The organism is Lysinibacillus contaminans (assembly GCF_001278945.1).
Taxonomy (GTDB): domain Bacteria; phylum Bacillota; class Bacilli; order Bacillales_A; family Planococcaceae; genus Lysinibacillus; species Lysinibacillus contaminans.
In genome coordinates this window covers 1,928,412-1,943,530 of record NZ_LGRV01000003.1, presented here as the reverse complement: position 1 = coordinate 1,943,530, position 15,119 = coordinate 1,928,412, and the positions used below count along the sequence as shown (strand labels likewise).

Below are 15,119 nucleotides of genomic sequence, written 5' to 3'. Positions count from 1 at the left end.
TTATTCATTAATTTAAAAGTATTACACGTAGTAGTTTTTTTGTAAAAAAGGATAAATGAATTAATGTTCATAGCAATTAATCACAGAAAAATATTAAAAAATAAATTGACACTCAAATATATATGATTTAATATGAGTCTCAGCATAATAATATAGCTCTTATTAATAACCGTTGAGACGAGGGGTCGAAGATACGGTGGCCAAACAATTTAGTTCAATATGAATTAAATCCAGTGGGCCGAACCTGAGCACAAAATTTACTTTTGTGAACAATAAGAGGAACAGCAGCTGATAGTATTCGAAGCTTTCCTTAAATTGGGTGAGCTTTTTTTTTATGCCCTAAATCTATTATTTTGTTAGGAGCAGTGAAAATTGTCAGAAAAAGTATTATTCACATCGGAGTCTGTATCGGAAGGACATCCAGATAAAATTGCAGACCAAATTTCAGATGCGGTATTAGACGCAGCATTATCACAAGATCCACTATCACGTGTGGCATGTGAAGTATTCACAACTACAAACACGGTAATTGTTGGTGGAGAGATAACGACAAAAGCAGAACTAGATATCGAAAAAATTGCCCGTGATACCCTAGTCGGCATCGGATATACAGATGATAAGCTCGGTATTGATGGTCATAACTGCAACGTACAAGTTTTAGTACACACTCAATCACCTGATATCGCAGTGGGCGTTGATTCTTCAAGCGATACAAAAGAAGTTGGTGCAGGAGACCAAGGGATTATGTTCGGTTTTGCGACGAATGAAACTGAAAACTATATGCCTTTAGCAATTGAAATGGCGCATATGCTTGTAAAACGTGCAACTGAGCAACGTAAAAATGGACAATTCAAATGGGCTCGACCAGACATGAAATCACAAGTAACAATTGATTATACGGATAATAAGCAACCTAAAATCGATACTGTTTTAATGTCAATACAACATGATGATGGTTTTGAGCAAGTGGCTTTCATTGAGTACGTTACAGAAAACGTAATTAAAGCTGTTGCAAAGCAATTTGGAATGAAAGAAGACTTCCGCATTTTAATTAATCCAACTGGTCGTTTCGTAGTAGGGGGACCACACGGAGATGCTGGTTTAACAGGACGTAAGATTATTGTTGATACGTATGGCGGAGCAGCTCGTCATGGTGGTGGCGCATTTTCTGGTAAAGACTGCACAAAAGTGGACCGTTCAGCGGCTTACGCAGCGCGTTACGTTGCCAAAAATATTGTTGCAGCAGGCTTAGCAGATAAATGTGAAATCCAATTATCATATGCAATTGGTGTAAGTGAACCAATTAGTATCGCTTTAGAAACATTTGGTACAGAAAAAGTAGCGAAAGAAGAAATTTTAAAAGCGATTCGTCAATTGTTCGACTTAACTCCAGCTGGCATTATCAACATGTTAGATCTATGTAAACCACAATATCAACAAGTTGCAGCTTATGGTCACTTTGGAAGAAATGATGTAAACGTAACTTGGGAAAGAACAGATAAAGTTTCAGAATTACAGCAACTATTAGCAGTTGCTAGTGAACAATAATGCAAGGGTTACAGAATTGGGAGGCTAAAGAAGAAACTTTAGTAGCTCAAGATCGCATGCCATTATTTGAAGCTTTAGTGAACTATGCTAAACAAGACGTTACGCCGTTTGATGTACCTGGACATAAAATGGGGCTACAAGAAAACCCATTAAAATGGGTGCTTGGAGAAATGACGTTAAGAATGGATGTAAACTCCATGAGTGAGTTGGATTTATTAAGTCATCCGGAGTCAGTAATTAAAGAAGCACAGCAATTAGCAGCACAAGCATTTAATGTAGACTACGCTTACTTTTTAGTAAATGGAACGACTGTCGGTATTCTGGCGATGATTTTAGCGACATGTAAACCAGGAGATACATTAATCGTACCTCGTAACTGCCATAAATCAGTGATGAACGGCATTATATTAAGTGGAGCAAAACCTGTATTTATTCAACCTGAAGTGGATCAACATTTTGGTATTGCACACGGCATTTCAGTTGAGAATGTAAAAGTGGCACTTGCAGAAAATCCACAAGCGAAAACTCTTCTTGTGACGTATCCAACATATTTTGGCTCAATGAATAAACTGCAAGAAATTTGTATGCTCGCACATGAACAAAACGTAACCGTTATTGTAGATAGTGCACACGGAGCGCATTTAACATTTTTACCTGATGCAAAAGATGCGATACGTGCTGGTGCAGATGCAGTAACGATTAGTATGCATAAAACGGGTGGCTCATTAACACAAAGTTCGCTTCTTTTACTACAAGAACAACGAATCGATTCGAAGCATTTGCAAAAAGTATTAAATATGCTTCAAACGACAAGTGCCAATTATTTATTAATGAGTTCTTTAGATGTAGCAAGACGGGATTTAGCAGTGTTTGGTCAGCAACGTTATAGCAAATTAAAACCAATTGTTTATACGGCAATTGAAAAAATTGAAAACAATTCACGCTATGAAGTACTAAAAGCTGAATACGTACAACAAAATTTCAATCAATCATATGATTGGACGAAACTTGTTATTCGTGTGAACGGTATTGGTTTAACTGGTTTTGAAGTTTACTCAATATTGAAACAACAGTATGGTATTCAATTAGAACTTGCTGAAGGGTATGTCATAATGGCAGTCATTAGTCACGTAGATACGGAAGAAACAATCGATAAATTAGTACAGGCGTTAAAACAACTAGAACTTATACACGCTAATAAAGATGCGATTCAGTCAGCTCATGTGACAGCGAATCAAATAAATGTATTAGCAATGACACCACAACAGGCATGTAATGCAGAAACAGAAACGATTTCAATTTATAATGCGGTAGGTCGAATTAGTGCAGATTCATTAATGATTTATCCACCAGGAATACCACTAATAATTCCCGGAGAAGTTATTTCAGAGGACGTAGTAGAATTATATCACTTCTATTTTCTTAATTTTGGCAATGTTCTGATTGAGGCGAAAGAAAAAAATCACATCACGGTCGTAAGGGAGACAAATAAATGAGTATAGAATTATCAACATTAGGTAGACACGTATTAATCGAATTTTATGGTTGTCCAAGTGAAATTATTGAGCAAAATGCTTTAATCGAGCAGTTTATGAACGAAGCGGCAGACTATTCTGGGGCGACAATTGTAGAATCTTGCTTCCACCATTTCAACCCTTATGGCGTTTCAGGTGCAGTCATAATCGCTGAATCACATTTAACGATTCACACTTGGCCAGAATACGGATTTGCTTCAGTAGATGTATACACTTGTGGCGATTCAGTAAGTCCTTGGAAAGCAGCAGAATATTTAGAACAAAAACTACAAGCGAAAAAGACAGAATCATTTGAAGTACCTCGAGGAATGGCAGATAAAATTCGCCAATTTGCAGAACAAAAAATTGATACAATTCTAGTGAAACAAGAAGTATTAGAGGGCGTGATTTAATGAAATGGTATACAGAACAATGGAGCGATCATTGTAAATTTTCAATTGGGTATAATGAAGAGATTCATAGTGAACAAACTCCATTCCAAAAAATCGATTTTTATAAAGGTGATGAGTTGGGTACTTTCTTCACTTTAGATGGATTGATGATGGTCAATGAAAAAGATGAATTCGTTTATCACGATATGATAACTCACCCAGCATTCGCTACAAACCCAGATATAAAAAAAGTGTTAATTATAGGCGGTGGTGACGGCGGTACTGCTCGTGAAGTGTTACGCTACAAATCAGTTGAAAAAGTAGTAATGGTTGAAATCGATGAATTAGTATTCCGTTTAAGCCAAAAATACCTTCCAATAACAGCAGCGGGTGTTGAAGAAGATCCACGTATGGAAATGATTTTCGATGATGGCTTAGCTTACGTTCAAAATGCAGCTGATAAATCATTCGACTTAATTTTAGTAGATTCTACTGATCCAATTTCAGTAGGTGAAGGCTTATTTACAACAGCTTTCTATAAAGAGTGCTACCGTGTATTAAATGAACAAGGCATTTTAATTAACCAACACGAATCGCCATACTTCTCTGAGTATGCAGAAAACATGCGTAAAGCACATAAAAAAATTAAAGGTATTTTCCAAATCGCAAGCGTATATCAATTCCATATGCCAACATATCCATCAGGACACTGGCTATTCGGATTTGCCTCTAAAGCATTGCATCCTACTAAAGATATTAAGGTAGAGGCATGGGACAACTTTGGTCTGAAAACGAAATATTACAATACAGATTTACACGTTGGCGCATTTGCACTTCCTACGTATGTAAAAGATGCGCTTAATCGTGATGAATAAATCTTAAAAGATAGCACTGTTATTGATGTGATAGTGACAATTTTAATTCAGAAATCAAGGTAATAAAAAATGCTTAATGGTTGGTGGAGACAATACGATCCATAGCAGTAGCATGTAAAACAATTCGTCAAATGCTACTGACTTTAGCGAAATAAGTCACCAAGCATTCAAAGTGAAAAGACTTTGAATGCTTGTTTTTTTGAATATTTATATTGACTAAGTTAATTGTTTTTTAGAAAAAAGAGAATTCAACAAAATAACGTAGGAAATAGACGCTATCAATTTGATGAAGGCAAAGTAATTAGTGGAACCGGCGCATAAGTAGAGGGAGCTATTACTTATGATATGAAGAACCATACCATAAGTATATGCGGTTAAAAGAATTCACCACTTAATTTCTAATCCTCTTAAGCGGTATTTGGATATGATTAATAAAGACTAATTGTTAATAAAAAACCGCTTAAAAATTAGTTGCGGAGAATCAAATCATAAATAAGTACCGATTTTTGAAAATTCTTTAATAGAGTATATTACTGCTATTTGAATTAAAATAATATAAAAAGGAGGTAGCTCTTATGCACACGATTAACAAAATAGGTAACAGTTTTTGGTATATCACACCAATATCGGAAACCGACCGCCCGATTCTAGGAATGGTGGTAGGTAATAATAAGACATTAATGATTGATGCAGGGAACTCGGAAGACCATGCTAATTATTTTCAGAAAGAACTTTTAAAAAGAGGAGTTCCCAATCCTGATATAGTTGTTCTTACTCATTGGCATTGGGATCATATCTTTGGTCTTTCAGCACTATCTAATACAGTTTCCATCGCTTCCAAAGAAACAAAAGAAGAAATGGAGAAATTAATCCCATTTTCATGGTCAGATGAGGCAATCGATGCGCGAGTGAAAGAGGGAACGGAAATTGAATTTTGCGCCAGAGCCATTAAGGAGGAATTCAAGGATCACCGAGATATCAAGATTGTCTTACCAGATGTAACTTTTGAAAAACGAATGGAAATCGACCTTGGTGGGGTAACTTGTATTGTTCAACATATTGGAGGGGACCACGCTGCGGATTCTGCAATCGTGTATATCAAGGAAGAAAAGATTCTTTTCCTTGCAGACTGCATTTATCCTAAAATGTATGCTGTAAAAGATAACTATACGATTAATGAAACGCTACGGTTATTAGATGAGTTAGAGCAATTTGATGCAGATACGTATATACCTTCGCATCAAAAGCCAATTTCAAAAGAGGAATTTAATCAAGAAGTAGCCAAGCTTAGAACGATTGCAAAATATACAGATGTTTGCGGTGGGAATCAACAGAAAATAATAAAGGAATATGAAAAACATGTTCAAAGGGAATTGACAGAAGACGAAATAGAAACGATTTCAAACTTTGTGAACGGTTATTAAATCAAAAGGCAGTGGTGCGTACCACTGCCTTTTTTAAGTAATTATGATAAGGGTTCTAATGCAATTAGAACCCAGTTATTAATGGTTGTTTGCCTTTTCTTGGCCGTTGTTTTTAATTTCAACCGCCAAATACTCTGTGGTTACGCAGTACCTTTATAGAATCAAACTAACGATGATACTTGAAAGTATGCTTACAAGTGTGGCACCATATAACAGTTTCAACCCAAAACGAGCGACAGAATTCCCTTGCTTTTCATCCAGACTTTTAACAGCCCCGACAATAATACCAATAGATGAGAAGTTGGCGAAGGAAACAAGGAATACAGAAAGAATTCCCATTGTTCGTTCACTAAAGTGATAATTACCTCCGGATAAATCCAACATCGCCACAAATTCATTAGTCAGCAGTTTAGTTGCCATAATTGATCCGGCACTAACAGCTTCAGAGAAAGGAATCCCCATGATGAAGGCAACTGGAGCAAAGATATAACCTAATATCGTCTGGAAAGAAATATTAAACAATAGCTCAAACACATGATTGAATCCCGCCATCAATGCAATGAACCCAATCAACATGGCTCCAACAATAACGGCAACCTTGAAACCATCAAGGATATACTCGCCGAGCATTTCAAAAAAGGATTGTTTTTCATGCGCCTCAATTTTTAATAAATCCTCATTTGGGTCAACCTCGTACGGATTAATAATAGAAGCTATGATAAAACCACCAAATAGATTTAAAACTAAAGCTGTGACAATATATTTTGGTTCCAGCATCGTCATATAAGCCCCAACTATGGACATTGATACAGTCGACATTGCTGACGCACATAGGGTATACATACGCTGATTTGAAATCAGACCAAGTTGTTTCTTTAATGTGATGAAAACCTCTGATTGTCCGACCATCAATGAAGCAACGGCATTATATGATTCAAGTTTACCCATCCCATTCACTTTACTTAATAACAAGCCAATTCCTTTCATAAGGAATGGTAGGATTTTCAGATGCTGAAGAATACCAATTAATGCAGAAATAAATACAATTGGTAGCAACACAGTTAAAAAGAATGGAGCCTCTCCTTCATTCGCTATGCCACCAAACACGAAGGAAACCCCTTCATTTGCATATTCGAGCAGCTTGTTAAAAACAGAAGCAATTCCCTTGATGATGATTAATCCAAATTCTGTATTTAATAATAACAAAGATAAAAGAATTTGTATGACAATCATTGTGATAATTGGTTTGATTTTTATCTCTTTTCGATTGGAACTTGCCAACCAAGCCAAAAACAATACAACAAGAATGCCTAAAATAGAAATAATGTATTGCATATGTAACCTCCTGATGAATTAAAACATGATGTGTGTGTCTCCGATATAATTCCCTTTCGTATAGTAATCTCTTTTATTTGTGATTGTAGTGAATATTTTTTCCATATTTAATAAAAAAGAACCGTACTTAGAGAATGGTAACATAGAGATGTTAATAGAAAATTGTTAAAAAAGCAATAGAAATGGTTGAATATTAATTTTAAATAGGTCTTAGGAAATGAAAAAAGAAAAAAGGCTGCTTCTTATTGGACAAATATAGGGTAATTAAAATAGAAATAAAAGAAGGCTCAACTATTTTTTAGCCCTCTTTCAGCTTTTTCATGTTAAAACGTCAAGAGTGATACTTGTTTATCCCCGTTTATAAGCCCATCTATTTCATAGAAATCAATTTTTCATAGACTCGTTTTGCGTGTTCATTAGAATGCTCATAAGAAAGTGTAATAGTTTGATGGCGATCCTCTTTCATATTTCTAATATCTAATATGATAAGTTTAATCGCCTCTTTTCTATATCCTTTTCCCTGATGTTTTTGGTCAGTTATCAACATTTATTTCTGTTTTAAAGTGGTAGTTGCTTTCCTCTCCAACACACGCGCATCCAGAGAGCGAGCGTTAAGCCTCCTTTTAAGGAAGTGGTCCCCTTACTTTATTGTGAAAACAATCAAAGCCAGTGGAATTTTACTCGTCGTAAAATTCCACTGGCTTTTTCATTTAGAGAAGGGTTTTATCATTAATTTCGGATTAGATAATCAAATGCACCTAAAGATGCAGTAGCTCCTGATCCCATCGAAATAATGATTTGCTTATACGGGCTGTTCGTGCAGTCTCCCGCAGCAAATACACCAGGGATATTCGTTGCCCCATGATTATCTACAATGATCTCACCAAATTTAGTACGTTCAACGGTATCACTTAACCAGTCGGTATTAGGTACAAGACCAATCTGAACAAATACTCCAGCAAGCTCAATGTGCTGAGCTTCTCCTGTATCACGCTCAACATAAGTAATACCGTTTACTTTGTCAGTTCCGGTAATTTCTTGAGTTTGAACATTTTTTAGAACCGTTACATTTGGCAGACTGTATAGACGATCTTGTAATACAGAATCTGCTTTTAGCTCTGAATTAAATTCAAGAACAGTAACGTGCTTCACAATTCCTGCAAGGTCGATGGCCGCCTCGACACCGGAATTTCCGCCACCAATAACAGCTACATCTTTGCCAGCAAACAATGGACCATCACAGTGTGGGCAGTAGGCTACGCCTTTATTCTTAAATTCAGCCTCACCAGGTACACCAACATTGCGCCAGCGAGCACCTGTTGAAAGGATGACAGTTTTGCTCTTTAGAACAGCACCGTTTTCTAGTTCAACTTCGATAAGGTCTTTCTTTTCTAAACGTTTTGCACGCTGTAAATTCATGACATCAACGTCATACTCTTTCACATGCTCTTCTAGGTTTGCTGCAAGCTTAGGGCCTTCAGTGGACTTTACGCTAATAAAGTTTTCGATGCTCAATGTGTCCAGAATCTGACCGCCAAAGCGTTCAGCGACAATTCCTGTACGAATGCCTTTACGTGCTGCATAGATGGCAGCAGACGCCCCTGCAGGTCCGCCTCCAACAACAAGTACATCGAATGGATCCTTGTTAGCAAACTCGGATGCATCTGTAGCACTTCCCATTTTAGCAAGAATTTCTTCTAGTGACATACGACCGCTGCCGAATGATTCTCCATTAAGGAAAACTGTAGGTACTGCCATAATGTTTTTGGCTTCTACTTCTTCCTTAAATGCACCACCATCAATCATCGTATGTGAAATGTTAGGGTTGAGAACGCTCATAACGTTCAATGCTTGTACAACATCAGGGCAGTTATGACAACTTAAGCTAATGTATGACTCAAAGTGATATTCGCCCTCAATTCTTTTCACTTGATCAATGATTTTCTGATCGACCTTTGGAGCTCTTCCGCTTACCTGAAGTAAGGCTAATACTAATGAAGTAAATTCGTGTCCAAGAGGAATACCCGCAAAAGTTATCCCAGTTTCTTCGCTGAGACGATTCACGCTAAAGCTCGGTGTTCTCTGTAGTTCTGTTTTTTCTACTTTAATTCTAGATGACATAGTGGCTAATTCTTCAACTAAAGCCAACATGTCACGAGAAACATCATCGGATCCAGCACTAACTTTGAGTAGTACATCACCCTCCATCATTTGAAGATATTGGGCTAATTGTTCTTTAATATTTGCATCAAGTATCATTGATTGCACTCCTTAAATTTTACCTACAAGATCAAGGCTTGGCTTAAGTGTAGAAGAACCTTCTTGCCATTTTGCTGGGCAAACTTCACCTGGATTGTTACGCACGTATTGAGCTGCTTTAATTTTGTTCACAAGAATACTTGCATCACGGCCGATGCCGCCTGCGTTGATTTCAAGTGCTTGTACAACACCGTCTGGGTCGATGATGAAAGTACCACGATCTGCAAGACCTTCTTCTTCGTCCAATACATCGAAGTTACGAGTGATTTTTTGTGAAGGGTCACCAATCATTATATATCTAATTTTGCTAATAGCTTCTGAGTGATCATGCCATGCTTTATGAGTAAAGTGTGTATCTGTTGAAACAGAGAAAACTTCAACTCCAAGTTCTTTTAGCTCAGCGTACTGGTTTTGAAGATCTTCAAGCTCAGTAGGGCAAACGAATGTAAAGTCTGCAGGATAAAAGCAAACAACACTCCATTGACCTTTCATGTTTTGTTCAGTAACCTCGATAAATTCGCCGTTGCCAGCGTTGTAAGCAGAAGCTTTAAATGGTAAAATTTCTTTTCCGATTAGAGACATAATAAATCTCCTCCTAATATGGTTTTGTGCTTAGATAGTTTGGTTATAAAACCATAATTTTATAAGGTAAATAATAATTTTTATTGAATTTAATTATCATTTCTTAATTAAAATAATTCTAAAGCAATAGCTATTATTATATAGAAATAACTTTATGTCAATAATTATGCTAGTTTTTTATAATTGCTTTTGCGTATCAGTACTGGAGCTATTCTTTTTGTATAGAAATAAGCCAAAGAAAATCGTCTTCCGGGATAATTTGAATGTCAAAGCCATGATTTATCAATTGCTCAGCTTTCTTCTGCTTAGTACTTATCCCACGACGTTTCTCCCCAAGAATTAAGAAATTCGTCTCCTTTGTAACAGCCCCTTGCATAATTCCTCCATAAGCTCGCACTTTTTTCGCAGCTTTTGAACGTGTCATAGTAGAAAGAGCTCCTGTAAAGACAATTTGTTTATTAGTAAATGGATGCATCAAGCATTCGGATGGGTCAGACAGGATGATGTCTTCTGTGTTGTTCATATTATTGTTCATGTTGCTTCTCCTTAATTGAATGGAAAGATGGTTATTTATTATTATAGGCTAGATTAATTGAGGGGATTTAAGGAATACCTTCTCGACATTACCCCGTTGCTGGTTAAGTGCCCCAAAAGTTAGACACTATTTACTATAAAGTAACTACGGATGATTGAATTCGGTATTGTACCGGACTCAATCTTTTTATGTCCTTAAATACGTATTCGATTATATTTTTCGCACTATTGTTAAAATTATCGCAGCAGTTTGTTTATAAAAATTCCTGATGATAATTTGTATTAATATAAGAATTGAAAGGGCTAGTTTCGATGAATAGAAATATGAAATTACCTTATTGTTTTTTAGGAAGTGCTGTACTTGTATTATTAAATAGTCTGATAATTGATTGTGCTAAACTGGGAATATTCCCAGTGAGTGAGAGTACAGAGGTTGAAAATATACGCAGTAAATTCTCGATGGGAAGGGACTAAATGATTATTTTATGCGTGAGAGAATAAAAAATTTGAGGAATCTATTAGAATTTAATAATGTACCAAAGTGGAACAGCACTTCTAGAAGGCATAGAGAGCTATATCATCAGCAAGTTATACAGCCAATCATAAGTAGTTACGTTTTTTTCGGAATTAGAAAGATAAAGTGTTCATGCAGTATACTCTATTGAAGGTGAATTTTCTAACAATGGTTTTGAAAATAATTTGAAACATAATCTCGGTGTCATTTCAATAGCATTGCCGAATGATTCAAATTCTGCGGAATCGTAATTTTCTATTATGGTAGAAGAATCGCTGACAATTTGACGGAGAATATGTAGCTTTTTGAGATGTAATTGAGGGCATGAAGACAGCGGACGCTATCACTGCCGCTGAACGAGCTGGTGCAGATAATCCGATTTAAAAAAGTCGAAGTGGATACGAATGGCTTTGACTACCTGGCTCGAGAAATACGAAAATAGAGGATGTGACAATACGAAATTGGGCGATCTTAACTTATAGTGTAAGTATTAATGAAAAGAGACTCTAAAAAACCTGATTTAAGGGGTTTTGGAGTCTCTATTTTATTAGAAGTATATTTATTAATTAAGTTGTATAAGAAATTTCTATGCTATCATTTATGTTATTTTTTCATTATTATGAAATATAACTTTATAAATAAGGAGAGATTTTTTGAAGAATGGGAAATTCCAAAAAAGAGGGTTATTAAGTATAGTTTAAGTACAAATTTGGAAAATAAACAACTTGTTCCAAAGCTTATAGAAGCAAGAAGTATATCTTGATGACAGTGTTCATATGGACTCAAATACTGCCTACAATTGGGCTAATTAGTAGGTTTTATACTCCTGCATTAGCCGTATGGCTGTATGATCGTGAAAGTAAAGAATTTAGTCTTAAAGAAAATGGAGGTATTAGTAATGAATATCGGGGATAAGGTTGAAAAGTTAAGACAGCTAATGAAAGAAAATCAAATGGATGCTTATATAGTTCCGAGTTTTGATGCACATCAGAGTGAATATGTAGCAGAACATTGGAAATGTAGACAATGGATTTCAGGATTTACAGGGTCTGCAGGTACTGTAGTTATTACATTAGAGGATGCAGGGTTATGGACAGATGGTAGATACTATATTCAAGCTGAAAAGCAGCTTGAGAACTCAGGAATCAGATTATTTAGAATGATGGATCCAGGGGTACCATTTTATTCAGAATGGCTAGCAGATGTTCTTAAAGAAGGAAGTACTGTGGGTTTTGATGGAAATGTTTTTTCAATTAATATGGTTAAAAAGTTGGAAAAAGACCTAAAAGCAAAGAGTATCGTATTAAAAATGAGTCAAGATTTAATTGGTGATCTATGGGAAGATAGACCGGAGATTCCTAAAGGGCCAATGTTTACTCATGACGTAAAATATGCAGGCAAATCCCGAGCAGAAAAATTAAATGAAGTTAGAGAAGAAATGAAAAATAAAGGAGCAAATTATTATATTTTAACTTCCCTTGATGACATTGCATGGCTTTTGAATATAAGAGGAGCAGATGTGCCTAACAATCCAATTGTAATAGCTAATGTAATCGTAGCAGAACATAAATGTTATTTATTTATTGATTCGTGCAAGGTTCCCACTTCGGTTAAATTAGAACTGGAGGCTGAAGGAATCGAGTTAAAAGCGAATCATGAAATTCAAACATTATTGGAAAATCTTTCAGGCGGAGATGCTGTTATTTTAGATACGAATAAAACAAATATTAGATTATATAATGCCATTAACAGTAATACAAAGAAAATTGAAAGTCCTAACATCACGACTAATTTAAAAGCTATCAAAAATGAAATTGAGATAAAAAATTTAAAATGGTGTGAAATAAAAGATGGTTTAGCCATGATGAAATTTATAAAATGGCTAAAAAACTCTGTAGATAAAGAAGAAATTACAGAGATTACTGCAGAAGAAAGATTAGAAGATTTCAGAAAGGGGGAGGAAGGATTTGTTGAATCTAGCTTTGATACGATTGCAGGTTATAAAGACCATGCTGCCATGATGCATTATAAAGCCAATAAAGAAACGCAATATACTCTTAAGAATGAAGGTCTTTTTTTAATTGATTCAGGCGGACAGTATTATGATGGAACAACAGATATTACAAGAACAATTGTTTTAGGAAAACTTACCGATGAACAAAAAAGAGATTATACTTTGGTGTTAAAAGGATTTATTGCATTAAGCTCAGTTAAATATTTATATGGAACAACAGGCTCCAATTTAGATGTTTTAGCAAGACAACCAATTTGGCAGTATGGTTTGGACTATAAATGCGGGACTGGACATGGGGTTGGTTTTTTCTTGAATGTTCATGAAGGACCACAAAGTATAAGGAATGATAATAATAATGTTATATTAGAAAAAGGTATGATTATTACGAATGAACCAGGAATATACCTTGAAGGTAAACATGGAATTAGAATTGAAAATATGATGTTAGTAGTTGAAGACGAGAAAACAGAGTTTGGTCAATTTATGAAGTTTGAAGCAATCACGTATTGCCCTATTGATTTAGCCGGTATCAATCAAGATATGTTAACAGAAAGTGAAAAGCAATGGTTAAACGATTATCATCAAGAGGTATACACAAAGCTGGCTCCTTATTTAAATGAAGAAGAGAGAGTATGGCTAAGGGAAGAAACTAGGGATATTTAAATAGATATTGCCGAATGCAAGTTCGAATGTAGCGCAAATATTAAAATAGAACTGCACTTAGACTAGTAACGGTGAACCGCATCATAGTAAACGAGGATTGTACAAAAAGTGGAATTATAACGTTCAACCTCAAAAAAGGTAACCCCCCTTCTCTAATTGAGAAGGGGGGTTACCTATAAAGTCTAAGCAATACTAATCATGCAATTTTCTAATTTTGTATCAAGTATTTCATGAGGTTGTTTTTGAAAAGGTCCCTTTATTTGATAATACGTTTTGGATCTAAAAAGGTTTTTTCCAGTACTTAATGTACATTCTCGATTACCTTCGTTTTTTCCTGGTTTTCCTTATTCTCGAGCTGGTGAATACGATTTTCAGTGTCTTTATCAAAGAAGTGAGCTTTTTTCATATCTAATGCCAGGGGATGAATTTGGCCTGGTTTAACATCAGCGGAAGAATCGACGCGAGCGATAAATTGTTGTTCCTCGATTTGGGAGTAAAGAATTGTTTCTGCACCCATTAATTCAGCTACTTCTATTTTTGCATCAATGCAAGAACCTTTAGAAGCTTCAATGAATGCAGGCTCGATATGGAAATCTTCAGGGCGAATGCCCATCGTAATTTCTTTGTTCAAATAGCCTTGCTCACGTAAATATTTCATTTTTTCTTCTGGGACTGAAAGTGAAACGTTACCAATGATAATTTCCCCATCTATAAGAGTCCCCGTGAAGAAATTCATTGCAGGCGAACCAATAAAACCGCCGACAAAAACATTTATAGGTTTCTCGTAAACATCTTTAGGAGTACCAACTTGTTGAATTATTCCGTCCTTCATAACAACAAGTCTAGTTGCCATTGTCATTGCTTCCGTTTGGTCATGGGTCACATAAATGGTTGTTGTTTGTAATCGCTGATGAAGCTTAGTAATTTCAGCACGCATATGTACACGAAGCTTTGCATCTAAATTTGATAATGGCTCGTCCATTAAGAAAACTTTTGCATCACGGACGATTGCACGACCTAATGCAACACGCTGACGCTGACCACCTGATAAGGCTTTCGGCTTTCGGTTTAAATATTGCTCAAGATCCAAAATTTTTGCAGCTTCTTTTACACGACGATCAATTTCATCTTTTGGAAGTTTTCGTAACTTCAAGCCAAATGCCATATTATCATACACACTCATATGTGGATAAAGTGCGTAGTTTTGAAAAACCATCGCAATGTCGCGGTCTTTAGGAGCAACATCATTCATGCGTTTTCCATCTATCAGAAAATCCCCTTTTGAAATCTCTTCTAAACCAGCCACCATACGTAATGTAGTCGATTTACCACAACCCGAAGGACCAACGAATACAATAAACTCTTTATCTTTGATTTCAAGATTGAAATCTTTTACTGCTGTGACATCTTTATCGTAGATTTTATAGATATGTTCTAATTTTAATTCTGCCATTATTAATATCCC

Annotated in this window: 13 protein-coding genes; 7 read left to right on the top strand and 6 right to left on the bottom strand. The window is 35.8% G+C overall.

What is annotated here, in order from left to right; all coding sequences use genetic code 11:
• Positions 1-372 precede the first annotated feature (372 nt).
• The 5 genes from metK to AEA09_RS11565 all read left to right on the top strand — a co-directional run bounded on the left by metK (position 373) and on the right by AEA09_RS11565 (position 5,753).
• Positions 373-1,548 carry a methionine adenosyltransferase gene (gene metK / locus AEA09_RS11585; protein WP_053583989.1) on the top strand — a complete coding sequence of 392 codons (1,176 nt, stop codon included), beginning with the start codon at positions 373-375 and terminating at the stop codon, positions 1,546-1,548.
• Positions 1,548-3,044 carry an aminotransferase class I/II-fold pyridoxal phosphate-dependent enzyme gene (locus AEA09_RS11580; RefSeq protein ID WP_053583988.1) on the top strand — a complete coding sequence of 499 codons (1,497 nt, stop codon included), beginning with the start codon at positions 1,548-1,550 and terminating at the stop codon, positions 3,042-3,044. The genes metK and AEA09_RS11580 overlap by 1 nt, the downstream gene beginning before the upstream one ends.
• The gene (speD, locus tag AEA09_RS11575; protein ID WP_082332640.1) at positions 3,041-3,475 is read left to right on the top strand and encodes an adenosylmethionine decarboxylase; all 435 of its coding nucleotides are present in this window, start codon (positions 3,041-3,043) and stop codon (positions 3,473-3,475) included. Before AEA09_RS11580 ends, speD begins: the two co-directional genes overlap by 4 nt.
• On the top strand, positions 3,475-4,329 hold the full coding sequence (gene speE, locus AEA09_RS11570) for a polyamine aminopropyltransferase (RefSeq protein ID WP_053583987.1): 855 nt from the start codon (positions 3,475-3,477) through the stop codon (positions 4,327-4,329). Before speD ends, speE begins: the two co-directional genes overlap by 1 nt.
• Positions 4,330-4,904: 575 nt before the next feature.
• Positions 4,905-5,753: an MBL fold metallo-hydrolase gene (locus tag AEA09_RS11565; RefSeq protein ID WP_053583986.1), complete on the top strand. Its 849-nt coding sequence runs from the start codon at positions 4,905-4,907 to the stop codon at positions 5,751-5,753.
• A 153-nt stretch (positions 5,754-5,906) separates the two neighbouring features.
• On the opposite strand, the gene AEA09_RS11560 is transcribed toward AEA09_RS11565, so the two are convergent.
• The 5 genes from AEA09_RS11560 to AEA09_RS11545 all read right to left on the bottom strand — a co-directional run bounded on the left by AEA09_RS11560 (position 5,907) and on the right by AEA09_RS11545 (position 10,464).
• Positions 5,907-7,088, bottom strand: a complete 1,182-nt coding sequence (locus AEA09_RS11560) for a NupC/NupG family nucleoside CNT transporter (RefSeq protein WP_053583985.1) — start codon at positions 7,086-7,088, stop codon at positions 5,907-5,909.
• A gap of 370 nt (positions 7,089-7,458) precedes the next feature.
• The gene (locus AEA09_RS19650) at positions 7,459-7,635 is read right to left on the bottom strand and encodes a GNAT family N-acetyltransferase (protein WP_245622834.1); all 177 of its coding nucleotides are present in this window, start codon (positions 7,633-7,635) and stop codon (positions 7,459-7,461) included.
• A gap of 182 nt (positions 7,636-7,817) precedes the next feature.
• Complete coding sequence (gene ahpF / locus AEA09_RS11555) at positions 7,818-9,347, bottom strand: alkyl hydroperoxide reductase subunit F (RefSeq protein ID WP_053583984.1); 1,530 nt, start codon at positions 9,345-9,347, stop codon at positions 7,818-7,820.
• A 12-nt stretch (positions 9,348-9,359) separates the two neighbouring features.
• A complete protein-coding gene (gene ahpC / locus AEA09_RS11550; RefSeq protein WP_053583983.1) occupies positions 9,360-9,929 on the bottom strand; it encodes an alkyl hydroperoxide reductase subunit C in 570 nt (189 codons plus the stop codon).
• Positions 9,930-10,137: 208 nt separating this feature from the next.
• A complete protein-coding gene (locus AEA09_RS11545; protein ID WP_053583982.1) occupies positions 10,138-10,464 on the bottom strand; it encodes a BRCT domain-containing protein in 327 nt (108 codons plus the stop codon).
• 1,275 nt (positions 10,465-11,739) lie between these two features.
• Between AEA09_RS11545 and AEA09_RS19970 the strand changes: the two genes are divergently transcribed.
• Both AEA09_RS19970 and AEA09_RS11535 read left to right on the top strand, forming a co-directional pair.
• The gene (locus AEA09_RS19970; protein ID WP_156312152.1) at positions 11,740-11,892 is read left to right on the top strand and encodes a hypothetical protein; all 153 of its coding nucleotides are present in this window, start codon (positions 11,740-11,742) and stop codon (positions 11,890-11,892) included.
• Entirely contained in the window at positions 11,876-13,654 is a 1,779-nt protein-coding gene (locus AEA09_RS11535; RefSeq protein ID WP_053583980.1) for an aminopeptidase P family protein, read from the top strand. The genes AEA09_RS19970 and AEA09_RS11535 overlap by 17 nt, the downstream gene beginning before the upstream one ends.
• A 301-nt stretch (positions 13,655-13,955) precedes the next feature.
• Here the strand turns inward: AEA09_RS11535 and AEA09_RS11530 are convergent, their stop codons facing one another.
• Entirely contained in the window at positions 13,956-15,107 is a 1,152-nt protein-coding gene (locus AEA09_RS11530) for an ABC transporter ATP-binding protein (RefSeq protein WP_053583979.1), read from the bottom strand.
• Positions 15,108-15,119: the final 12 nt, after the last annotated feature.

Bases quoted from the DNA above. Each gene is read 5' to 3' on its own strand.
- AEA09_RS11545 (WP_053583982.1), bottom strand. From the start codon at position 10,464: ATGAACAATAATATGAACAACACAGAAGACATCATCCTGTCTGACCCA.
- AEA09_RS11565 (WP_053583986.1), top strand. From the start codon at position 4,905: ATGCACACGATTAACAAAATAGGTAACAGTTTTTGGTATATCACACCA.
- speD (WP_082332640.1), top strand. From the start codon at position 3,041: ATGAGTATAGAATTATCAACATTAGGTAGACACGTATTAATCGAATTT.
- ahpF (WP_053583984.1), bottom strand. From the start codon at position 9,347: ATGATACTTGATGCAAATATTAAAGAACAATTAGCCCAATATCTTCAA.
- ahpC (WP_053583983.1), bottom strand. From the start codon at position 9,929: ATGTCTCTAATCGGAAAAGAAATTTTACCATTTAAAGCTTCTGCTTAC.
- AEA09_RS11530 (WP_053583979.1), bottom strand. From the start codon at position 15,107: ATGGCAGAATTAAAATTAGAACATATCTATAAAATCTACGATAAAGAT.
- speE (WP_053583987.1), top strand. From the start codon at position 3,475: ATGAAATGGTATACAGAACAATGGAGCGATCATTGTAAATTTTCAATT.
- AEA09_RS19650 (WP_245622834.1), bottom strand. From the start codon at position 7,635: ATGTTGATAACTGACCAAAAACATCAGGGAAAAGGATATAGAAAAGAG.
- AEA09_RS11580 (WP_053583988.1), top strand. From the start codon at position 1,548: ATGCAAGGGTTACAGAATTGGGAGGCTAAAGAAGAAACTTTAGTAGCT.
- AEA09_RS19970 (WP_156312152.1), top strand. From the start codon at position 11,740: ATGACAGTGTTCATATGGACTCAAATACTGCCTACAATTGGGCTAATT.
- AEA09_RS11535 (WP_053583980.1), top strand. From the start codon at position 11,876: ATGAATATCGGGGATAAGGTTGAAAAGTTAAGACAGCTAATGAAAGAA.
- AEA09_RS11560 (WP_053583985.1), bottom strand. From the start codon at position 7,088: ATGCAATACATTATTTCTATTTTAGGCATTCTTGTTGTATTGTTTTTG.